Origin of the sequence: Inquilinus sp. NPDC058860, from assembly GCF_042743185.1 — a bacterium.
Classification (GTDB): Bacteria; Pseudomonadota; Alphaproteobacteria; order DSM-16000; family Inquilinaceae; genus Inquilinus.
This window is the reverse complement of sequence record NZ_JBHYMS010000050.1, coordinates 36,045-57,937: the sequence shown is the minus strand read 5'-3', so window position 1 is coordinate 57,937 and position 21,893 is coordinate 36,045. Positions and strand designations below refer to the sequence as shown.

Annotated in this window: 19 protein-coding genes; 13 read left to right on the top strand and 6 right to left on the bottom strand. The window is 68.9% G+C overall.

The window, feature by feature from the left end; translation table 11 throughout:
* Positions 1–213 precede the first annotated feature (213 nt).
* Entirely contained in the window at positions 214–873 is a 660-nt protein-coding gene (locus ACFW16_RS27415; RefSeq protein WP_380311105.1) for a hypothetical protein, read from the bottom strand.
* 144 nt (positions 874–1,017) lie between these two features.
* Between ACFW16_RS27415 and ACFW16_RS27410 the strand changes: the two genes are divergently transcribed.
* The 6 genes from ACFW16_RS27410 to ACFW16_RS27385 all read left to right on the top strand — a co-directional run bounded on the left by ACFW16_RS27410 (position 1,018) and on the right by ACFW16_RS27385 (position 7,355).
* A complete protein-coding gene (locus ACFW16_RS27410) occupies positions 1,018–1,284 on the top strand; it encodes an antitoxin (protein ID WP_380311103.1) in 267 nt (88 codons plus the stop codon).
* A 175-nt stretch (positions 1,285–1,459) separates the two neighbouring features.
* On the top strand, positions 1,460–1,843 hold the full coding sequence (locus ACFW16_RS27405) for a hypothetical protein (protein ID WP_380311102.1): 384 nt from the start codon (positions 1,460–1,462) through the stop codon (positions 1,841–1,843).
* A gap of 69 nt (positions 1,844–1,912) precedes the next feature.
* Positions 1,913–5,317: a type ISP restriction/modification enzyme gene (locus ACFW16_RS27400; RefSeq protein ID WP_380311100.1), complete on the top strand. Its 3,405-nt coding sequence runs from the start codon at positions 1,913–1,915 to the stop codon at positions 5,315–5,317.
* Positions 5,304–5,546, top strand: coding sequence for a hypothetical protein (locus tag ACFW16_RS27395; protein WP_380311098.1), 243 nt, complete (start codon positions 5,304–5,306; stop codon positions 5,544–5,546). Before ACFW16_RS27400 ends, ACFW16_RS27395 begins: the two co-directional genes overlap by 14 nt.
* Positions 5,547–5,644: 98 nt before the next feature.
* Positions 5,645–6,496 (top strand): restriction endonuclease, encoded by an 852-nt coding sequence (locus ACFW16_RS27390; protein WP_380311096.1) that lies wholly within the window; start codon positions 5,645–5,647, stop codon positions 6,494–6,496.
* A gap of 139 nt (positions 6,497–6,635) precedes the next feature.
* A complete protein-coding gene (locus ACFW16_RS27385) occupies positions 6,636–7,355 on the top strand; it encodes a TerC family protein (protein ID WP_380311094.1) in 720 nt (239 codons plus the stop codon).
* A gap of 226 nt (positions 7,356–7,581) precedes the next feature.
* Here ACFW16_RS27385 and ACFW16_RS27380 read toward each other — a convergent pair whose 3' ends face one another.
* Together ACFW16_RS27380 and ACFW16_RS27375 are read right to left on the bottom strand one after the other, a co-directional pair.
* Complete coding sequence (locus ACFW16_RS27380) at positions 7,582–7,821, bottom strand: DUF2630 family protein (protein ID WP_380311092.1); 240 nt, start codon at positions 7,819–7,821, stop codon at positions 7,582–7,584.
* 202 nt (positions 7,822–8,023) lie between these two features.
* The gene (locus ACFW16_RS27375; RefSeq protein WP_380311090.1) at positions 8,024–9,397 is read right to left on the bottom strand and encodes a serine hydrolase domain-containing protein; all 1,374 of its coding nucleotides are present in this window, start codon (positions 9,395–9,397) and stop codon (positions 8,024–8,026) included.
* 241 nt (positions 9,398–9,638) lie between these two features.
* On the opposite strand from ACFW16_RS27375, the gene ACFW16_RS27370 reads away from it, so the two are divergent.
* The 5 genes from ACFW16_RS27370 (at position 9,639) to ACFW16_RS27350 (ending at position 15,164) form a co-directional block, all read left to right on the top strand.
* On the top strand, positions 9,639–10,958 hold the full coding sequence (locus ACFW16_RS27370) for an ABC transporter substrate-binding protein (RefSeq protein ID WP_380311088.1): 1,320 nt from the start codon (positions 9,639–9,641) through the stop codon (positions 10,956–10,958).
* A gap of 95 nt (positions 10,959–11,053) precedes the next feature.
* Positions 11,054–11,935 carry a carbohydrate ABC transporter permease gene (locus ACFW16_RS27365; protein ID WP_380311087.1) on the top strand — a complete coding sequence of 294 codons (882 nt, stop codon included), beginning with the start codon at positions 11,054–11,056 and terminating at the stop codon, positions 11,933–11,935.
* A 3-nt stretch (positions 11,936–11,938) separates the two neighbouring features.
* On the top strand, positions 11,939–12,766 hold the full coding sequence (locus tag ACFW16_RS27360) for a carbohydrate ABC transporter permease (protein ID WP_380311084.1): 828 nt from the start codon (positions 11,939–11,941) through the stop codon (positions 12,764–12,766).
* A 12-nt stretch (positions 12,767–12,778) separates the two neighbouring features.
* The gene (locus ACFW16_RS27355; protein WP_380311082.1) at positions 12,779–14,386 is read left to right on the top strand and encodes a GMC family oxidoreductase; all 1,608 of its coding nucleotides are present in this window, start codon (positions 12,779–12,781) and stop codon (positions 14,384–14,386) included.
* 22 nt (positions 14,387–14,408) lie between these two features.
* Complete coding sequence (locus tag ACFW16_RS27350) at positions 14,409–15,164, top strand: SDR family NAD(P)-dependent oxidoreductase (RefSeq protein WP_380311080.1); 756 nt, start codon at positions 14,409–14,411, stop codon at positions 15,162–15,164.
* Positions 15,165–15,170: 6 nt separating this feature from the next.
* On the opposite strand, the gene ACFW16_RS27345 is transcribed toward ACFW16_RS27350, so the two are convergent.
* Positions 15,171–16,229, bottom strand: coding sequence for a citrate synthase/methylcitrate synthase (locus tag ACFW16_RS27345; protein ID WP_380311078.1), 1,059 nt, complete (start codon positions 16,227–16,229; stop codon positions 15,171–15,173).
* A 200-nt stretch (positions 16,230–16,429) separates the two neighbouring features.
* Here ACFW16_RS27345 and ACFW16_RS27340 point away from each other — a divergent pair, with 200 nt between their 5' ends.
* Positions 16,430–17,614 carry a citrate/2-methylcitrate synthase gene (locus tag ACFW16_RS27340; protein WP_380311076.1) on the top strand — a complete coding sequence of 395 codons (1,185 nt, stop codon included), beginning with the start codon at positions 16,430–16,432 and terminating at the stop codon, positions 17,612–17,614.
* Here the strand turns inward: ACFW16_RS27340 and ACFW16_RS27335 are convergent.
* The gene (locus ACFW16_RS27335; protein WP_380311074.1) at positions 17,611–19,560 is read right to left on the bottom strand and encodes an adenylate/guanylate cyclase domain-containing protein; all 1,950 of its coding nucleotides are present in this window, start codon (positions 19,558–19,560) and stop codon (positions 17,611–17,613) included. The two genes, ACFW16_RS27340 and ACFW16_RS27335, sit on opposite strands and share 4 nt — an antisense overlap.
* 167 nt (positions 19,561–19,727) lie before the next feature.
* Between ACFW16_RS27335 and ACFW16_RS27330 the strand changes: the two genes are divergently transcribed.
* Complete coding sequence (locus ACFW16_RS27330; RefSeq protein ID WP_380311071.1) at positions 19,728–20,963, top strand: MFS transporter; 1,236 nt, start codon at positions 19,728–19,730, stop codon at positions 20,961–20,963.
* A 217-nt stretch (positions 20,964–21,180) separates the two neighbouring features.
* Here the strand turns inward: ACFW16_RS27330 and ACFW16_RS27325 are convergent, their stop codons facing one another.
* Positions 21,181–21,783, bottom strand: coding sequence for a sigma-70 family RNA polymerase sigma factor (locus ACFW16_RS27325; RefSeq protein WP_380311069.1), 603 nt, complete (start codon positions 21,781–21,783; stop codon positions 21,181–21,183).
* Positions 21,784–21,893: the final 110 nt, after the last annotated feature.

Below are 21,893 nucleotides of genomic sequence, written 5' to 3'. Positions count from 1 at the left end.
GGCGCCAACCGCCAAGGACAGGGGCCGGTGGCCACCGGCCCCTGTCCTGCCCTCTCTTCTACCTCAGCGAGGGCTGCACTCCAGATACAAGGGCCGGCACCGCCCCCTCCCCTCGCCCGGAACCACAAGCGCCTCCAGCCCCTCCCGCGGGCGGGAGAGGCGAAACAGATCAATATGTCATGGAAAGAGAGCATGTCGCGACCGCGGCGGCGTTCAGCTGCTGTCGGGCTTCGGCAGCCTGGTCGGCGGACGACCGTCTCCGGACTCGTCCGGCGGCTCGGCCCAGCCGTCCCCGGGCAGAGAGGCCGCGGCGACGAATTCCACGCTCGTGCCGGGCAGGTCGATGATGTCGCCCTCGTCCCAGCCCTGCGGTGGAGAAGCCGAAGGCGGCATGCGGCCGATCTTGCGGCAGACCTCGCGCAGGAACTCCTCGGGCGACAGGGTGTCGAGCTGCGCGTCCAGGATCTCGTCCTCGACCAGCGACTCCCATACCATCGACCGCACGCGTTCGACGTCCCCGGCATCGTCCGGCTGGGCCACCGCCTCGGCGACGGACTCGGCGGCCTGTTCCCGCCGCCGGCGGCGGCGCTCCTGCTCGCCCGACTCCACCCGCCCGGCCTTGCGCATCAGGTAGTCGGCGCGGATCCGCTCGGTCATCGCGAGCGACAGCCGCACCGACCGCGACAGCCGCGACTGCATCAGCGGGTAGTCCGGCATCTCCGATCCCCGCAGGATCTGCGACTGCTCCCGCACGGTCGCCCGCTTGGTGGTGATATCCAGCTCGACAATGTCGCGCAGCCGGTCCAGCGCCCACCCCGTCCACTTCATGTCGGGGTCGGTCGGCCGGATCTCGTCCGAGTCGGATTGCGCCATGTCCATAGAACGTATCATGAACGAGAATCGCGAGATAAGGCAATGACCATTGTGTTCACTCGCCCACGGCAGGCGCCCGGCTGGTTGCCGCCCTCGCCTGTGACAGATATCGTCCGTATCGACATTCGCAGATGGAGGCGCCTCATGAGCGACACCGCCATCGCCAAGCTGTTCCAGACCGGCCGCAGCCAGGTCGTGCGCCTGCCCAAGGGGTCCCATCTGCCGGGCAAAGAGGTCCAGGCGCGCGGCTGCAGCCGCGGCATGCTGCTGGAGCCGATGGAGCGGAGCGTTGCGGACATCCAGACGATCTTCGCCGAGATCGCCCGGCTGCGCGGCGTCGACTTCCTGCCTGAGGGCCGCCCCGAGCAGCCGCCGATGCCGCCGGCCGACGACGTGTCGTTGGACGAGTGATCAGCGACGCTTCATCGGGCGACACCGACGTCACCACCTTTGCTGATCAATCGGCGCCGGCCTGAGGCCTAGCGACGATGAGATCGCCTGTATGCCGGGCTGCAGACGGAAGACCGGACGAGGCGGGGCTGAGTGGCGACGAGATGCTGACTCAAAAATTATGGGAGCCACAACAATGTATAGTGACTGGAAACAGCAGGTGATGACGCGTCTGCGGCTTCTGTTCTCGGCCGAGACCTACGCATTAGCACTCAGGGGCTACAGCGCTCTGACCCTGGGGTTCGCGATCCTCCTTGGACTGTTTCTGACCGGCCTACCCACAGCGGAGGGCGAGATCCAGCGCGCCTATGGCCTTGGCGTCTACGCAACCGGCCACGCGCTCTTGCTAACTGCAGGGTTTGGAGTCTTCTTCCACGGCCTGCGCATTGCTTTCCAGGCCGATGCTCGAAATGTTTTTGCGTGGGCTATGCTTGGGCTGTTCATGATGTTTGGGATCGCCGTCGGCACCGCCATGCCAGTCAGTTGGGCCCTGATGTTGATTGCCCGCGCCGCGGAATAGCATTCGCCTTGAATCTCGTGTCGAGGCCGCTCCGAGCTTCCGTCAGGCGGCTTGAAGTGGGATCGGCCTATGGGTAACAGTGTTTCTCGTGGCGGGTATTCGCCTAGTCGGCGGATGGGGGCACAAATTACTATTTCTGATTTGAGTAAAGCTGTTTCGGCGTTCGGAAAGCGTACGACCGCAAAGCTGTCGAACCCCGCCATCAGCGGCGCACCCGAGGACCAGTTGCGTGGTCCGCTGGAAGTCTTGATCGCCGACCTGGCGTTGATCGCCGGGCATGTGCCTGGGGCGGTCGGCATGGTCGGGGAGACCAGCCTGTCAGAAGACCGGACGCGGCCGGACTATGCTGTGACTGTGCGAAACGCCCTCGTCGGCTTCATCGAAGTCAAGGCCCCGGGCAAGGGCGCCAACCCCAGAGCGTTCCGCGACAAACACGACAAGGCACAATGGGAGCGGCTGAAGTCGCTGCCCAACCTGATCTACACCGATGGCAACAGCTTTGGTCTGTGGCGGGATGGCGAGCGCTTCGGCGACATCGTCCGCCTCGAAGGCGACGTGGAAAGCTCCGGGGAGGATCTGGCTGCCCCGATGGGGCTGGTGGCGCTGATCGGCGACTTTCTCAGCTGGCAACCGGTGGCGCCAAGGAGCCCGAAGCGTCTGGCGGAGATCAGCGCGCGGCTGTGCCGCCTGTTGCGCGAAGAAGTCAGCGAGCAGCTGCGCAAGGGGAATGCAGGCCTCACCAACTTGGCACAGGACTGGCGCAAGCTGCTGTTTCCCGAGGCCAATGATGAAAGCTTTGCCGATGGCTATGCGCAGGCGGTGACCTTCGGCCTGCTGATCGCGCGGGCCCGTGACATTCCGCTGGCTGGCGGCATCGATCAGGCGGCCAATGCGCTGCGCAGGTCCAGTTCGCTGATCGGCACCGCCTTGCGCCTGCTGACCGACGATGTGGACAACCTCATGGCGCTCGAAACCTCGCTGGGCACCATGGCGCGCGTGTTCGATGCGGTGAACTGGCCGACGCTGAGCAAGGGCGATGCCGACGCTTGGCTCTATTTCTACGAGCACTTCCTCGAAGTCTACGACAACACGCTTCGCAAGCGCACCGGGTCGTACTACACGCCGCCGGAAGTGGTGAACGCCATGGTGCGGCTGGTGGATGAGGCGCTGCGCAGTCCGCTATTCAACCGGCCGCAGGGTCTGGCGTCACATGACGTGACCATTGCCGACCCGGCTGTGGGCACGGGCACGTTCCTGCTGGGCGTGCTGCGCAAGATTGCCCAGACCGTGGGCGACGACCTCGGCCCCGGCAGCGTACCCGGCGCACTGGAGGCGGCGGCGGAGCGGTTGATCGGCTTCGAGTTGCAATTCGGCCCCTTCGCCGTGGCGCAGCTGCGGTTGCTGGCCGAATATGGCGAGCTGATAGAAGAGGCGGGCGCGCGGGGCGACCTGCCGGAGCCGAAACTGTTCATCACCGATACGCTGGGCAACCCATTCGTCGAGGACGATTACATTCACGCGATCTTTCAGCCGATCGCGCAGTCGCGGCGAGCGGCCAACCGGATCAAGAAGAACGACAAGATCACGGTGGTGATCGGCAATCCGCCCTACAAGGAGAAGGCAGAGGGACGCGGCGGCTGGATCGAGGACGGCTCGGACGGGCGGGAGGCGCCGATGGAGCGCTGGCGGCCGCCGGCCGAATGGCACGTGGGCGCCCACGCCAAGCACCTCAAGAATCTCTATGTCTATTTCTGGCGATGGGCGAGCCTGAAGGTTTTCGGCGCCGGGTGGCACGACGCCACCGGCCTCGCCGACGGCGACGAGGAAGGCATCATCTGCTTCATCACCGTCGCAGGCTTCCTGAACGGGCCAGGCTTCCAGAAGATGCGGGCCGACCTCAGGGCCAGTTGCTCCGATATCTGGGTCATCGACTGCTCGCCCGAAGGGCATCAGCCGGAAGTGGCGACGCGCATCTTCCAAGGTGTGCAGCAGCCGGTCTGCATCGTCCTGGCCGCCCGGCGCAGGACCAAGGACACCGGCACGCCGGGGCGGGTGCATTTCCGGGCACTGGCGGAAGGGCGGCGGGAGGAGAAATTCGCGGCACTGGCCGAGATTGGGCTCGGCGACGCGGGCTGGGTGGACGGCCCCGACGACTGGGCCGGCCCCTTCCTGCCCGAGGCGAGCGGCGAATGGGCCGATTTCCCGGCGCTCAAGAGCCTGTTCGTCTACAACGGATCGGGCGTCATGCCGGGCCGGACCTGGGTGATCGCGCCCGACAAGGAGTCGCTGGCGCGGCGCTGGACACGGCTGACCGCGGAAGCCGATGCCGCCGAGAAGGAGCGGCTATTCCACCCGCACCTGCGGAATGACCAACCGGGCGACAAGCATATTCGGAAGATCGTGCGCTCGGCCCTTGCAAACCATCCTACTCCGTCACGACCGATCCTCAACGAGGATGGACCGCTCTTCGAGCCGACGCGCTATGCATTCCGCAGCTTTGACCGGCAATGGATCATTCCCGATGCCCGCCTGATCAATCAGCCAAATCCCACATTGTGGGAAGCGTTTTCGGGCAGTCAGGTGTATCTGACGGCGCTTGATGCACATTCGCCAGATGCCGGTCCGGCAGTCTCATTTGCAGGTCAGATTCCGGACCTTCACCACTATAAAGGCTCTTTTGGCGGTCGCGTCTTTCCGCTGTGGGCCGATGCCGACGCCACCCGATTCAATATCGTGCCCGCGATCCTTGCCCATCTTGCCGAAACCTACGGCCACGATGTCAGCCCGCCCGACCTCATGGCTTATCTTGCCGCGGTGATGGCGCATCCGGCCTTCATCGCCCGCTTCGCCAAGGATCTGAAGCAGCCCGGCCTGCACGTGCCACTGACGGCGGATGCCGGGCTGTTCGTCCAGGCCGTGGCGCTGGGGCGCGAGGTGATCTGGCTGCACACCTATGGCGAACGCTTCGACGACCCGGCGGCGGGGCGGCCGAAACAGGCGCCGCGCCTCGACAAGGCCCGGGCGCCTGTAATCCCAGTCGGCGGAGCTATTCCCGGTACGCCTGAGCCCTTGCCCGGGAGCATCGACTATGACCCGACGACGCGCCGATTGACCGTGGGCAAGGGCCACATCGACAACGTGATGTCGGAAATCTGGGCCTATGAGGTGTCGGGCAAGCCGGTGGTCAGGCAATGGTTCAGCTACCGTAAGCGCGACCGGTCACGGCCGGTGATCGGGGACCGCCGACAACCCTCGCCGCTCGACGCCATCCAGCCCGACCATTGGCTCAACGAATACACCACGGACCTGATGAACCTGCTCCACGTCCTGGGCCGGCTGGTGCTGCTGGAACCGCGTCAGGCGGAGCTTCTGGAGCAGATCCTCGGACACCCCCTGCTGGGTATTGCCGATCTAGGCCTTGGACCCGACAATGACGGTGAATCGGACAAGGTCGGCAGCGATGGATCAACTTGACATGTTTGCCGGCGAGGCGCCGGCTCAGGCCAGCTCGGCGGCCGATCCGGATCGTGTGCGCCGCAAGCTTGACGCCCTTCTGTCCGAAGCCCGCGAGGCCGGTACGCATGGCCTGCCGCAAGCGCGGCGCCGGCTGATAGAGACGGTGGTGCCGCAGATGACCCGCTGGCTGCCGGAGGATGAGGCCGAGCGCTTGAAGCGGGCCTTCGGGGAAGCGCTGGCGGCTTGAATGAATTTGGCCGGAACCTGATCCATTTTTCAGAAAGAAGAATTTAAACCGCAACGATATGCGTCAGCAGTTGCTTGCGATATTGGGGTGATAAATCGATGTCAGAAATCTCAGTCCCCACATATCAGGATCTGCTCTGGCCCACGCTCAAAGCACTTGAGGAGAAGGGTGGCTCCGCATCGAATGAGGAACTGTCGGAAAGCATCGCACGGATCATGAACCTGCCGGATGCCATTCTCGAAGTGCCCCACAATGATGGACCTCTTACCAAGCTGGATTATCGCGCGGCATGGGCGCGCACGCATTTAAAGTTCATCGACGCCATTCAGAACAGTGAGCGAGGTGTATGGACACTCACTGATTTCGGACGTCAGATCGCCTCGGACGGAGAAGTTCGACGCCTGGTCAAGGATAAGCGATCTCAACGCCGGAAAGAACGTGATCAAGCGAGACCGTCGATCGACGACGGTACCGAAGATCCGATTGAGGAACTGAGCTGGGAGGAAACCCTCCTCGATCTCCTGCAAAAGCTGGCACCCGCTGCTTTTGAGCGACTTTGTCAGAGAATCTTGCGCGAATCCGGCTTTACCAAAGTTGAGGTCACCGGCAGGTCGGGAGATGGCGGGATTGATGGTTCGGGCGTACTTCGCCTGAATTTGCTCTCGTTCCATGTCCGTTTTCAGTGCAAGCGATACTCTGGTTCTGTGGGCGCGGGCGAAATCAGAGATTTCCGCGGCGCGGTGATTGGACGAGCGGACAAGGGACTATTCCTGACGACAGGACGCTTCACCAAGGATGCCGAACGGGAAGCAGTCAGGGACGGAGCGCCTGCGATCGATCTCATCAATGGGGCAGAGCTTTGTCATCTTCTGAAAAACCTCAAACTTGGCGTTCTGACGGCAACTGTCGAACGCGTGGAGGTTCAACCGGACTTTTTTGCTTCGGTCTGAAGTAGTTAAGTCCGTGATCGTGAGACTCTGCTCTACACGAGGGAAGAGCCGACGCCCCGGGGTTCCCTCCCCCTCCATCCTGCGCTAAACCGGCACCGCCTTCCGGACGCTCCGGACTTCCGCTGCATCGGACCTCGCCATGCCCGACTGGTTCTCGCTCGCCGAGCTCACCGCCCTCGTCCAGGTCGTGATCATCGACGTGGCGCTGGCCGGCGACAACGCCATCGTCGTCGGCATGGCCGCGGCCGGGCTGGCGGCCGAGGAGCGGCGCCGCGCCATCTTCTGGGGCATCGTCGCCGCCACCGTGCTGCGCATCGTCTTCGCCCTGTTCACCACCCAGCTGCTGCAGATCGTCGGCCTGCTGTTCGCCGGCGGCATCCTGCTGCTGTGGGTGTGCTGGAAGCTGTGGCGCGAGATCCGCGCCGACCACGCCGCCGAGGCCGCGGCGCTGAGGGATGTGGAGGCGGCCGGGGCCGAGACCGGGGCCGGCTCGGACGGCGGGAACCCCCTCCCCCTAACCCCCTCCCGCGAGGGGAGGGGGGACTCGAAGGGGAACGGGAGGGGGGCGACCAAGACCTTCCGCCAGGCCGTCACCCAGATCGTGGTGGCCGACGTGTCGATGTCGCTGGACAACGTGCTGGCCGTGGCCGGCACCGCGCGCGACCACATCGAGGTGCTGATCGTCGGCCTCGCCCTCTCCGTCGCGCTGATGGGCCTGGCCGCCAACTTCGTCGCCCGGCTGCTGCACCGCCACCGCTGGATCGCCTATGTCGGGCTGCTGATCATCCTGTATGTGGCGATCAAGATGATGTGGGATGGCGGGCACGAGATCTGGAATGCTACTGGCGTGGCCGGCTGACGGCGGTTTCTGCGCTTCCGGTGCTCACGGACCCAAACGTCCGCTGCGCGCCGGTTCTCGAAACCACCGCCATCCGACTCACGCCAGCGCATTCCAGCCGCTCTGATCGTCTCGCGGCGGCCCCCTCCCCCTGCCCCCTCCCGCGAGGGGAGGGGGAGAGTGGAAGGCTGGGCCGGCGCGGTGACGGACGGGCCGGGATTCGAACCGGGAGCCGATGACCGCCCGCTCACTCGTCGCGGTAGGTGCGGACGATGCCGGCGGGGCGGAGATGGGCGTCGTCGGGGTCCTGGCCGTATTCGCGGCGGGCGCGGCGCTGGCGCAACAGGTCCCAGGCGCGGTCGAGCTCCACCTCGATCTCCTTCAGCCGCTTCAGCTCGGCGTCGCTCGGCCGGCCGCGGGCCCACAGCGCCTCCTCCTCCGCCACCAGCTTCTCGATCCGGTTGAGCACGGTCTGGTCGGTCGTCATCCCTCCCCCTCCTCGGGTCCGTCCGCACCGAGGATAGCGCAAAGCCGCGCGGAGGCCAGGGCGGGTCAGCCGGGGGCGCGCCCCTTCGGCACCAGCGCCACCTGCACGAAGCGGCCGCCGCGCACGACGTGCAGCGCGGTCACCGCGGCGCGGTTGTCGCCGCGGGCGTCCCAGCGCACCGGGTCGGGGGAGAGAGTTCCAGCTATCCGCCGTAGCGCCGCTTCAGCTCCGCCGCCAGCCTGGCCTCGGGCAGCAGGCGGCTGCCGGCGTAGCGGATCTCGGCCACCGCGCCCTTGCGGTCGCGCTTCAGCTCCACCGCCTCGCCATAGCTGTTGTAGCCCTGGGCGCGGGTGATGCGGCCGCGGTCCGGCCCGGAGGCCTCCGGCGTGATCTCCGGCGCATCCAGGAAGGGCGTCGGCAGCGCCGGGTCGGCGACCAGGACCTTGCCGCCGGCCGGCACCAGGTCGATGGCGCGCCAGGTGCTGCACCAGCGGCCGGTCCAGTGCTTCGTCTTCGCCGTCGGCGCGCCGTGCCGGGCGAAGGTGGAGAGGATGTGGACGATGCCCTCGGCCCATGGGTTGGCCGGGCCGTCCACCGCGTTGGTCACGACCGAGGCGGCGATCCCCTGCCCCGGCAGCACCACGGTGCGGGTGATGTAGCCCAGGAAGGCGCCGCCATGGCCGAACCAGGCGAGGTCGCCGGTGCGGCCGATCATGGTGCCGAGGCCGTAATGCCGCTCGGCCTCCGCGTCCGGGTTGCGCCATTGCGGCCGCACCAGCTCGCGCCGGCTGGCGGGGGACAGGAGGCCGTCCTTCGCCTCGGGGTCGAGCCGGCCGAAGAACAGGGCCAGGTCGCGGGCGGTGGAGACGAAGCCGGTGGCGGCGGCCAGCGCGTGGGTCGGGGTGGTGCCGGGGATCGGCACCCGCTTGCCGAGCGGCAGCCGGCCGCTGTGGCCGGTGGCGAGCGGGGTCGCACCGGGAGACGGCAGGTCGGGCACCGTCTCCTCGAGCCCGGAGGCGGCGACGACCTCGCGGTGGATCCAGTCGGCATAGGCCTCGCCGGTCACCGACTCGATCACCAGGCCGAGCAGGCCGAAGCCGAGATTGGAATACTTGAACCGGGTGCTGGCCGGGACCGGCGCCGGGGCGGACAGCGCGTCGCGCAGCTCCTTCTCGTGCGGGAAGGGCTTGCGGTCCATCCAGTGGCCGGTGTCGTCGCCGTCGCGGCCGAGGCCGGCGGAGTGCGACAGCAGCTGGCCGAGGGTGGCGGCGGCCGCCGCCGGGGGCAGCCCGTCGACATGGCGGCCGGCCGGGTCGTCGAGGCCGAGCCGGCCCTGCTCCCGCAGCTTCAGGATCCCGACGGCGGTGAAGGTCTTCGAATGCGAGGCGACGCGGAAGCGGTGGCGCGGCGTCAAGGGCGCGCGGCGGCCGAGCTCGGCGGTGCCGAAGGCCTGCTCCAGCACGATCTTGCCGTGCTCGGCGACGGCGACGACGCAGCCCGGCTGCCCGGTCAGCCGCATCTGGAAATCGAGCCAGCGCGGGATGTAGTCGAGGGCGGCGGGCAGCCACTTCGCCATGGGAACCGAATCCGTTCCTGAGTCGCGAGGGCGACAGGCTCGCATGAAGCGCAGCGCCCCGCACCTCTCCGCTTGACTCCCGCCGGCTGCGGGATGAACATCTGTTCATCGGTTGAGCAGAATCACACCCTCAGCCGATCGACCGTCAGGCGCCGCCGCCCGCATCGGCGTAGGCTTCCGGCCGGAAGAGAGCGAGACCGCGACAGACGCGGCTGTGGAGGAACAACCCGAGGAGGCCCCCATGCCCTGGAAGATGTGCAAGGCCCTGGCCGGCGCCGGCGCGCTGGCGCTGCTGCTGTCGTCCGGTTCGGCGATGGCGCAGCAGAAGCTGACCATCGCCACGGTCAACAACGCCGACATGATCATCATGCAGCGCCTGTCGAAGGACTTCGAGAAGGAGAGCGGCATCGCGCTGAACTGGGTGGTGCTGGAGGAGAACGTGCTGCGCCAGCGCGTCACCACCGACATCGCCACCAATGGCGGCCAGTTCGACGTGCTGACCATCGGCACCTACGAGGTGCCGATCTGGGGCGCGCAGGACTGGCTGCTGCCGATGGACGACGTGCCGGCCGACTACGACCTCGAAGATGTGCTGAAGCCGGTGCGCGACGGGCTTTCGCATGACGGCAAGCTGTACGCCCTGCCGTTCTATGCCGAAAGCTCGATGACCTTCTACCGCAAGGACCTGTTCGACAAGGCCGGGCTGAAGATGCCCGACCAGCCGACCTACGACCAGATCAAGGAATTCGCGTCCAAGCTGCACGACCCGTCGCACGAGATCTACGGCATGTGCCTGCGCGGCAAGCCGGGCTGGGGCGAGAACATGGCCTTCGTCGGCCCGCTGGTGAACACCTATGGCGGCCGCTGGTTCGACGAGAGCTGGAACCCGACCATCGACACGCCGGCGTGGAAGGAGGCCATCACCTACTATGTCGACCTGTTGAAGAACTACGGCCCCCCGGGCGCGCCGTCGAACGGCCACAACGAGAACCGGGCGCTGTTCGCCAGCGGCAAATGCGCGATGTGGATCGACGCCACCTCGGCCGCCGGCTACCTGTACAACCCGAAGGACTCGACGGTGGCCGACAAGGTCGCCTTCGCCCAGGCGCCGGTCGCCAAGTCGCCGAAGGGCAACCACTGGCTGTGGTCCTGGGCGCTGGCCGTGCCGAAGTCGACCAAGTCGCCGGACGCCGCCAAGAAGTTCATCACCTGGGCCACGTCCAAGCCCTATATCGAGAAGGTGGCGAAGAGCGACGGCTGGACCGTGGTCCCGCCCGGCACCCGCAGCTCGACCTACGCCAACCCCGAGTACCAGAAGGCCGCACCCTTCGCGTCCTTCGTGCTGAAGGCGATCGAGACCGCGGACCCGAACGACGCCACGGTCGAGAAGGTGCCCTACACCGGGGTGCAGTTCGTCGGCATCCCCGAGTTCCAGGCCATCGGCACCGAGGTCGGCCAGCAGATCGCCGCCGCCCTCGCCGGCTCGGTCACGGTCGACGCGGCGCTGAAGGCCGCGCAGGACGCCGCCGACCGGGCCGTGACCCAGGGCGGCTACAAGTAACCGGTCCCTGCTGCCCGTGACGCCTCCCCCTCCCCTTGCGGGAGGGGGAAAGCGGCCCCGCGCCATCTGCGCATCGTCAGGAAAGGATGCACGCCATGGCCGCCATCGCCTCGACCCGGCGCAAGGCGACGCTGCTCCTCGCCCCCTCGGTCACGGTCCTGGCCCTCTGGGCCTTCGTGCCGCTGGCGGCGACCATCTACTTCTCGACCCTGCGCTACAACCTGATGAACCCGCTGCGGCGCGGCTTCGCGGGGCTGAACAACTACATCTACCTGGTCAACGACCCGGCCTTCTGGGACGCGATCCAGAACACGCTGGTCCTGGTCGGCGCCGTGCTGGCGATCACCGTGGTGCTGGGCACCCTGATCGCGCTGCTGCTGGACCAGCCCTTCCCCGGCCGCGGCATCGTCCGCGTGCTGGTGATCGCGCCGTTCTTCGTGATGCCGACAGTCAGTGCGCTGGTCTGGAAGAACATGATGCTGCACCCGGTCTCCGGCGTGCTGACCTGGGTGGCGCGCTCGGTCGGGCTGGAGCCGATCGACTGGCTGAGCCAGGCGCCGCTGGCCGCCATCATCATCATCGTCGCCTGGCAGTGGCTGCCCTTCGCCGTGCTGATCCTGCTGACCGCGCTGCAGTCGCTGGACCATGAGCAGCGCGAGGCGGCGCGGATCGACGGCGCCGGGCCGATCGCGATGTTCTTCTTCATCGTGCTGCCGCATCTGATGCACGCCATCGGCGTGGTCATCATGGTGCAGACCATCTTCCTGCTGTCGATCTTCGCCGAGATCCTGGTCACCACCAATGGCGGGCCGGGCACGGCCAGCACCAACCTGACCTATCTCGTCTACCGGAACGGGCTGCAGCAGTTCAATGTCGGCGGCGCCTCGGCCGGCGGCGTGGTCGCCGTGATCCTGGCCAACATCGTCGCCTTCTTCCTGGTGCGCGCTTTGGCCCGCACCCTGCGCAAGGGGGGCTGAGCCATGGCCATGCAACGCAGCGCGCGGCAGGCGGTCGGCGTCACCATCCTGGGCTGGGCGGTCGGGCTGGTCCTGTTCTTCCCGATCGGCTGGATGGTGCTGACCAGCTTCAAGACCGAGGTCGAGGCCTTCGCCACCCCGCCGTCGATCTTCTTCACCCCGACTTTGGAGAACTACGCCGCCGTCAACTCGCGGATCGACTACGTCCACTACGCGCTGAACTCGGTCTATATCGCCTTCGGCTCGACCCTGCTGTGCCTGATCATCGGCGGCATGGCGGCCTATTCGATGGCCTTCTTCCCGACCAGGCGGACCGAGGGCACGCTCTTGTGGATGCTGTCGACCAAGATGATGCCCGCGGTCGGCGTGCTGGTGCCGATGTATATGGGCTTCCGCGATGTCGGCCTGCTGAACACGGTCATCGGCATGGTGCTGCTGATGACCCTGGTCAACCTGCCGATCGTGGTGTGGATGCTGTACACCTATTTCCGCGACTATCCGCGCGAGATCCTGGAGGCGGCGCGGGTGGACGGCGCCGGGTCCTGGCAGGAGATGCTGTACATCCTCTTGCCCACCACCCTGCCGGGCATCGTCTCGACCTCGCTGCTGACCATCATCCTGAGCTGGAACGAGGCGTTCTGGAGCATCAACCTGACCGGGCCGGATTCCGGACCGCTGACCGCCTTCATCGCCTCGTTCTCCAGCCCCGAGGGGCTGTTCTGGGCCAAGCTCTCCGCCGCCTCGACGCTGGCGATCGCGCCGATCCTGGTGCTGGGCTGGCTGTCGCAGCGCCAGCTGGTGCGCGGCCTGACCTTCGGGGCGGTGAAGTGAGCGCTGCCCACCATGGCTGACGGCTACGACTTCATCATCGTCGGCGGCGGCAGCGCCGGGTGCGTCGTCGCCAGCCGGCTGGTGACCGAACGGCGGGCCCGGGTGCTGCTGCTGGAGGCCGGGGGGCGGCGCGGCAGCCGGCTCCTGGACATGCCGGCCGGCTACATGAAGTTCCTGAACCAGGACACCTATCTGACGCTGAACGAGACCGTGCCGCAGGCCCAGCTGGGCGGGCGGGCGCCGATCATCCCGACCGGCAAGCTCTTGGGCGGCGGCAGCGCGGTCAACGCCATGGTCTATATGCGCGGCCGGCCGCAGGACTATGACGGCTGGGACGCCGAGCTCGGCGGCGGCTCCGGCTGGGGCTGGGCCGACCTGCTGCCCTATTTCGTCAAGCAGGAGGGCAACGACCATCTCGGCGCGCCCTTCCACGGCACCGAGGGGCCGCTGAAGGTCTCGCATCTCGGCCAGCACTGCGCGATGAGCCGCGCCTTCGTGCAGGCGCTGCAGGGAATGGGCGTGCCCTACCGGCCGGACTTCAACGGCGGCGAGCAGGCCGGCGTCGGCTTCATGCAGCACACCATCGACGCCCGAACCCGTACCCGCTGCAGCGCCGTCGCCGCCTTCCTGGCCCCGGTGCTGCGCGACCCGAAGCTGACGGTCGAGACCGGCGCCGTCGTCACCCGCATCCTGGTCGAGCGCGGCCGCGCCACCGGCGTCGACTACGTCCAGGACGGCCAGAGCCGCCGCGCCACCGGGGCCGAGGTGATCCTGGCCGCCGGCGCCTATGCCTCGCCCAAGCTGCTGATGCTCAGCGGCATCGGCCCGGCCGCGGCGCTGGGCCGGCACGGCATCCAGGTCAAGGCCGACCTGCCGGGCGTCGGCGCCAATCTGCAGGACCATCACGAGGTGCCGGTGGTGGCCGCCACCAACGGCGCCTATGGCTATTTCGGCCAGGACCGCGGCCTGCCGATGATCCTGGCCGGGCTGCAATACCTGCTGTTCAAGTCCGGGCCGGTGACCACCACCGGCGTCGAGGCCTGCGCCTTCATCGACCCGGACGGCGAGGACCAGAGCGACCCGAAGCTGCAGCTGTACTGCGTGCCCACCGTCTATCTCGACCGCGACGTCACCGGCGTGGCGCCGACCGACGGGGTGACGCTGAACGCCTGCCTGATGCGGCCGAAGGCGCGCGGATCGGTGGCGCTGCGCTCGGCCGACCCCGGCGACCCGCCGCTGATCGACTGCGCCTTCTTCGGCGACCCGGAGGATCTGCGCCTGTCGGTCGCCGGGCTGCGCTACGCCCGCCGGGTGCTGGCGGCCGACCCGGTGCGGCGGATGGTGACCGGCGAGATCTTCCCCGGCGACGCCGCCACCGGCGACGAGGACCTGGCGGCGCATTGCCGGCGCACGGTCAAGACCAACTATCACCCGGTAGGCACCTGCCGCATGGGGCGGGACGACGACCCGATGGCCGTGGTCGACCGCGCGCTGAATGTCCGCGGGGTGGAGCGGCTGCGCGTCATCGACGCCTCGATCCTGCCGCGGGTGACCAGCGGCAACACCAACGCCCCGGTGCTGGCGGTCGCCGACCGGGCGGTCGACCTGATTCCGAACTGATATCGACGTGATGGAGAGGACCATGTACCGCGAGAAATTCGACCTTTCCGGCCGCGTGGCGGTGGTGACCGGCGGCGGCCGCGGCATCGGCCGGGCGACCTGCGAGGCGCTGGCCGAGGCCGGCGCCAAGGTGGTGGTGGCCGAGATCCTGGCGGATATCGGCGCCGACACCGCCAAGGCCGTGGGCGGCGAGTTCATCAGGCTGGACGTCACCGATCCCGACGCCGTGACCAAGGCGGCCGACGACGTCCGGTCGCGGCTCGGCCGCGTGGACATCCTGGTGAACAACGCCGGCATGGCCCGCAACAGCGACGCGCTGGAGACCAGCGACGAGGAATGGCGCAAGGTCATGGACCTGAACGTCAACGCCGTCTTCTGGTGCGCCCGCGCCTTCGGCAGGCACATGGTGGCGGCCGGGCGCGGCAGCGTGGTCAACATCGGCTCGATGTCCGGCATCATCGTCAACAAGCCGCAGGGCCAGGCGCATTACAACGCCAGCAAGGCCGCGGTGCACCTCTTGACCAAGTCGCTGGCCTGCGAATGGGCGCCGCACGGGGTGCGGGTCAACGCCATCGCCCCGGGCTACATCGCCACCGACATGACGCTCGCCGGCCGCACCAAGAAGGAGTGGTACGACCAGTGGATCGAGATGACGCCGATGGCCCGCTGCGGCGAGCCCTGGGAGATCGCCGCCACCGCCCTGTTCCTGGCGGCCGACGCCTCCGGCTTCTTCACCGGCGCCATCCTGGGGCCGGACGGGGGCTATACGGCCTGGTGATCGGGCCTACGCCGCCAGGCTGGGCTGCGGGCCGACATAGCGGCTGTCGGGCCGCAGCAGCCGGCCGGACTGCTCCTGCTCCAGGATATGGGCGGTCCAGCCGGCGACGCGGCCGACGGCGAAGGCCGGGGTGAACAGCGACCGGTCGAGCCCGACGGCGTCGAGCAGCAGCGCGGTGTAGAACTCGACATTGGTCTCGAGCGGCCGGTCCGGCTTGTGCCGGTGCAGCGCGACGAGCGCCGCCTTCTCCACCGTCTCGGCCATGGCGATGCGCGGGCTGGACAGGCCCGCCACCACCGATTTCAGCACGTCGGCGCGCGGGTCGCGGGTGCGGTAGATGCGGTGGCCGAAGCCCATCAGCCGGCGGCCGGCCGCAAGCTCCGCCTTGATCCAGCCGGGCGCGGCCGCGCCGATGCCGATCGCGTCGAGCATATCCAGCACCGGCCCCGGCGCGCCGCCATGCAGCGGGCCCTTGAGCGCGCAGAGCGCGGCGGTGACCGAGGCCACGGTGCCGGCCAGGGTCGAGGCCACGACGCGGGCGGCGAAGGTGGAGGCGTTCAGGCCGTGGTCGGACACGGTGACGAGATAGGCGTCGAGCGCCCGCGCCAGCTTGGGGTCGGCCGGCTTGCCCGCCAGCATGCGCAGCAGGTCGGCGGCATGGCCGGCCTTCGGGTCGGGCGCCACCAGGGGTTTGCCCTGGGCGTGGCGCACCAGCGCCGCCAGGAACACCGGCATGGCCGCGACCAGGCCGAGCGGCGAGCCGTCGGCATCATCGGCGAGGCCGGCGATCATCGCCCGCAGCCCGTCGATCGGCGGCAGCCCGGCGGCGGCCGGCAGCAGCCGCGGCACATGGCGGAAGGCCGCGGCGCGGGCGGCACCCAGCCGGGGCTTGAGGTCGGCGGTGTCGGCGAAACCGTCCCACAGCAGCGCCAGAACGCCCTCGAAATCGAGCGTCCGCGCCGCCTCCTCGACCGGCAGGCCGCGGATCACCAGCACGCCGCGCTGTCCGTCCACCAGGCTCATCACCGTCTCGGCGGCGACGATTCCGTCCAGTCCTGTCGTCATCTCGACCTCCTTCTTCGCAGTGCACAAAAGGTCGAGCCAAGAGGATAGATTGTCAATCTTGATAGATGCGATCAATCTATCTGGATGATGCGCCACCTCGTAGGTCGGGTTCGCCCACGGCGAACCCGACAATGTCGCCGGATGTCGGGGTGTTGGGTTCGCGTGCCCGCGAACCCAACCTATGTAGGCGTCGATCTGCCATGATCCAGGAACCCACACTGTCGGCGAGCGAGGCGGCGGCGGAGCTGGGGGTCAGCCTGGCCACGCTCTACGCCTATGTCAGCCGCGGCATGATCCGCTCGATCGCCGAGCCCGGCCGCCGCCAGCGCCGCTACGCCGCCGCCGACATCCGCCGTCTGGCCCGGAAATCCGAACCCGAGACGGCGCCGCCGCCGCTCTACTGGGGCCAGCCGGTGCTGGAATCGGCGATCACCCTGGTCGCCGGCGGGCGGCTCTACTACCGCGGCCGCGACGCGGTGCGGCTGGCCGAGAGCGCAACGCTCGAGAGTGTCGCCGGGCTGCTCTGGTCCGTCGCCGCCGACGATCCCTTCGCCGCATCGGCGGCGCCGCTGCCGCCGGCCGCCGCACAGATCGCAGCCGAAGCCGGCGGGCTGCCGCCGCTGGAACGGGCCATGGCGGTGCTGCCGGCGCTGAGCGTCGAGGACGACCGCGCCCTCGCCCGCTCCGCCGCCGGGCTGCAGCGCACCGGGGCGCGCCTGCTGCGCTGGCTGACCGCGGTGATGCTGCGGCGCCCGGCCTCGGCCGCACCGGCGCATGAGGGTCTGGCCGAGGCCTGGGGGGCACCCGCCGGCGCCGACCTGCTGCGCCGGGCCCTGGTGCTGTGCGCCGACCACGAGCTGACCGCCTCGACCTTCGCCGCCCGCATCGCCGCCTCGACCGGCGCCTCGCCGCATGCCGCGGTCGCCGCCGGCCTGGCGGCGCTGAACGGACCGCTGCACGGCGGCCTGAGCGCCCGCACCGGCGCCTTCCTGGAGCTGGTGCTCAGCGCCGCCGACGCCCGCCGCATGGTGGTGGAGCGGCTGCAGCGCGGCGAGGACCTGCCCGGCTTCGGCCATCCCCTCTATCCCGACGGCGATCCGCGCGGCCAGCACCTCCTGGACCGCATCGTCGCCACCGTGCCGGACGCGCCGGAGCTGGCGGTCGCCGAGACCCTGGTCGAAACCGTGTTCGACCTGACCGGCGAGCGCCCGACCATGGACTTCGCCCTGGTGCTGGCGACCCGGCTGACCGGCCTGCCGCCGGAGGCGCCGCTGGCGGTCTTCGCCCTCGGCCGCAGCGTCGGCTGGATGGCGCATGTGATGGAGCAGTACGCCGCGGCCCGGCTGATCCGACCCCGCGCCCGCTATATCGGCCCTCAACCCTAGGCTGCGGGCTGCGGCCGGCGTTCCGTCTCCTCGCGCAGCCCGACCAGGCTGTAGATCGGCACCGGTTCGCGGGCGCCGCGCGGCACCTCGTTGCCGACGAAGCGGAACTCGAACTCTTCCCCCACCCCCTGCCGGACCGCCTCGCTGACCAGGATGGTGGTGCCGTGGATCTTGTTCAGCGCCTCCAGCCGCGCCGCCACGTTCACCGTATGCCCGAGCGCCGTGTAGTTCATGCGGTCGACCGAGCCGACATTGCCGACCACCGCCTCGCCGGTGTGCAGGCCGAAACGGGTCGGCATCGGGATGCGGCCCTCGGCCTCGAACTCGGCGTTCAGCCGGTCGACCCGCGCCGCGGCCCTGAGCGCGCCGAGACAGGCCAGGCGGACATGGTCCGGCTGTTCCTCGGGGGCGTTCCAAAACGCCATGACGCTGTCGCCGATGTATTTGTCTATCGTGGCGCCGCCGGCGATCAGCTCCTCCCCCACCGCGCCGAAATAGCGCGAGGTGCGCTCCATCAGCTCCTCCGGCGGCAGGCCTTCGGCCAGCGCAGTAAAGCCGGCCACGTCCGAGAACAGGACCGTGACCGGCTGGCGCCGCCCGCCCAGCGCGGGCACCAGCGTCCGACCGAGGATGCCGCGGACGATCTGGCCCGGAACATAGGCGGCGAAGCTGCGCAGGGTGAGGCCGAGCACGTCGATGGCCGAGGAGAGCGACCGGATCTCCTCGATCCGCGACCCCGTCGTGCCGCTGCCGTGGAAGTCGAACCGCATGATCTGTCCGAGCTCCGTCGTCACCCGGCGCAGCGGCCGGGCCAGGGCGCGCGAAGCGGCCAGGACGATGCCGAGCGCCAGGATGGTGGCGCCGACGCCGATCAGCAGCGAGGTGAAGCGGATGCGGTCGGCCGGGCCGACCACCAGGTCATAGGGATAGGCGAGGCCGAGCACCACGTCCGGCATGCCCGGCCCGACCGGCTCGAAGCGTTCGAGATAGGTCCGGTCGCCGAGCGTGCCGGTCAGGTTTCGGCCGGTATGGGTGGCCTGGAAGCTGCGGTACAGCTCCGCCAGGATCGGCGAGCCCAGATCGGCCAGGCGCGGCAGATGGTCGGCCCGGCGCTCGCGGAAGGCGGTGCGGAAGCGGACGCCGTCGGGATGGGCGATCAGGGCGCCCGAAGCCCGGTCGAAGATCACCAGCTCGAGTTCGGGCGCCCGGCGCAGCTCCGCCAGGGTGCGGTCGAGCCCGGCCAGGCTGATGTCGACCCCGAACACCACGTCATCGGCCAGGCGCGACCGCCGCGCCAGGGTGACCCCGACCTCGTCGATATTGCTGAAGCGATAGGGCTGGGTCATGACCGGCCCGGCCGCCGCCATCGCCTGCGTGTACCAGGGCCGGACGCGCGGATCGTAGTCGGTGGGCAGGGTTCTCGGCTCGCCCAGCGGATGCCCGGCCGCGTCGGTCACCACCCAGCGGGCAACGGTCCCGGCCCCGGCGCGCTCGACGAATTGCAGCGCATAGGCGGCGCCCGGCAGCGATGCCGCCGGCACCTCGGGCAGGGCGGCATCCGCCAGCGACTGCACCAGCACGAAGCGGCCGTCGACCCAGGCGACGTAGAAGGCGGTGGCGGCCGGCAGCGCCTGCTCCAGGTCGCGCAGCGTGCCGCCCAGGACCATGCCCAGACGGTCCTCCGGGACGTCGTCGGTCTCGATCGTCAGCGTCGCCGTGTCCAGCACCACATCGGCCAGGTGCAGCGCGTTCCGGAAGGTGTTGTGGACGCGCTCGACCACGCGGTCGAAGCGAGCCGCCGCATCGGCGCGGACCAGCTTCGTCACCTCACCGTGGTTGAACCAGATCAGCCCGCCCGCGATCGCCAGGACGATGACGGCGAACACCGCCGCCACCACGACCTGCAGCTTCCACGGCCCGAGCCTGGTTGCAACCACCCCCCGCATGCCCCTTCTCATGGTTGTGCCCGCCACCCTAGCCCGATGTCGGGCGGGCCGGAACCCGTCCGATCAGGCCATGCCGGACCAATCGGGGCTGCCCTTCGATCACGCCGTTTGACACGCCTCGCCGGGCCGCGCTTGGCTGCCGGGAAACGCCCGACGCCGCCCGGACCATGCCTGCCCTCTACCTGCCCGTCGCCGCCATCATCCTCGGCATCTCCGTCCTGCAGATCGCCAACGGCATCCTGGTCACCATCCTGCCGATCTCGCTGACCCAGGCCGGATATTCGATCCAGGCCTTCAGCGCGGTGGCCACGGCGCATTCGCTGAGCTTCCTGCTGGGCTGCGTGCTGTCGACCCGGATCATCGGCGCGGTCGGCCACATCCGCGCCTTCGCCGCCTATGCCGCCGCCACCTCGGTGACGGCGCTGAGCTTCACACTCGCCCCCGACCCGGCCTGGTGGATGGCGCTGCGGCTGGTCACCGGCTTCTGCTCCGCCGGGCTGTTCACCGTGGCCGAGAGCTGGCTGAACGAGATGACGCCCAACGCCCATCGCGGCCGGGTGTTCTCGGTCTACACCATCGTCCAGAAGGTGGCGCTGGTCGGCGGCCAGTTCGTGCTGCTGGTCACCGGCGGCCCGGTGGTGCTGGGGCTGTTCATGATCGCCTCGGCCTTCTATTCGATGTCGCTGATCCCGGTGGCGATGACCCGGGCGCCGACCCCGTCGATCGCCGCCATCCGCACCCTGCCGCTGCGCCAGTTGTACCGGATCGCGCCGGCCGCGGTGATCGGCTGCGTCTCCAGCGGGCTGATCAACAGCGCCGTCGCCTCGATCGGCCCGATCTGGGGGCTGCAGGTCGGGCTCACCGTCGGCCTCGCCGGCGCCATCCCGGCCATGTCCCAGGTCGGCAACCTGCTGGCCCAGTGGCCGCTGGGCCGGCTGTCCGACCGGGTCGACCGGCGCAGCGTCATGCTCGGCGCCAGCGTCGTGACCATCCTGGTGTCGCTGGCGCTGGCCCTGGCGCGGCCGGAGTCGGACTGGCTGCTGGGGGTGCTGTTCGGCCTGTGGGGCGCGGCCTCGATCTCGACCTACGGCATCTGCGTCGCCCATGCCAACGACCTGGCGCCGCGCGGCACCGCCGTGGCGCTGTCCAGCAGCCTGCTGCTGTGCTGGGGCGTCGGCGCCTGCGCCGGGCCGCTGGTGGCATCGACCGTGATGGGCTGGGTCGGGCCGCAGGGGCTGTTCCTGCACGGCGCCGCCATCGCCACCGTCACCGCGATCTTCACCGCCTGGCGCATGACCCGCCGCCAGGCCCTGCCGGCGCAGGCGCGCGAGCCCTTCGTCAACCGCCCGGCGACCAGCCCGATCGTCAGCGAGATGACCACGCGCGAGTCGGGGAAGCGGTAGGCACTGGAGGAGCGCGGTTTCCCTTCTGCTGTCATTGCCGGGCTTGACCCGGCAATCCAGGGGCCACCCAGAGCGGCATCGACAGTCTCTGGATGCCCGGGTCAAGCCCGGGCATGACAACGAGGGGAAGGGCCGCCCTTCAACCGCACACCTGAAACGGATCGGGCGGCCCGGAGGCCGCCCGCTTCACCGCAACAGGACAATCAAGCGACGGCCGCTACGCCGTCCGCCGCGACGCGGGCTGCCCGGCGAGACGAGGGCGCGTCATTTTCGCCGGCGCCGCGGCGGCTCCGCGTCCGCGCCGCTCGCCTGCGAAGTCGCCTCGTCTCGCCAATCCTCGCCCCGCGCTGAGCAGCCTCGACAGCTCGCGCCGGGCCCGGGACAGGCGGCTCTTCACCGTGCCGACGGCGCAGTTGCAGATCTCCGCCGCCTCCTCGTAGCTGAAGCCCGAGGCGCCGACCATCAGCAGGATCTCGCGCTGATCGGGCGTCAGCATCATCAGCGCCCGGCGGAAATCCTGGAACTCCAGCTTCGAATCCTGCGACGGCGGCACCCAGAGCAGGTCGAGATCGACCCCATCCTTCGGCTCGGCCACGAATTTGCGGCGCCGCAGCTGGTTGACGTACTGGTTGCGCAGGATGGTGAAGATCCAGGCCCGGAAGTTGGTGCCCGGCGTGAACTGGCTCTCGGCCCGGAGCGCGCGAAGGATCGCGTCCTGGACCAGATCATCGGCGCGATCCGCATCACCGCTGAGCGAACGGGCGAAGGCCCGCAGATGCGGGATCGCCTTGGTCAGCTCGGCGTGAAAGTCGAATGGCACATTCCCCTCCTTGTTGACGCCGACGGCGGTGCCGCCCACGCGGGATCCATGGCGGTGCGGTCGGAACTGTCGGCACCGAATAAGGCAGAAATTCGGCCCATCCGCGATCC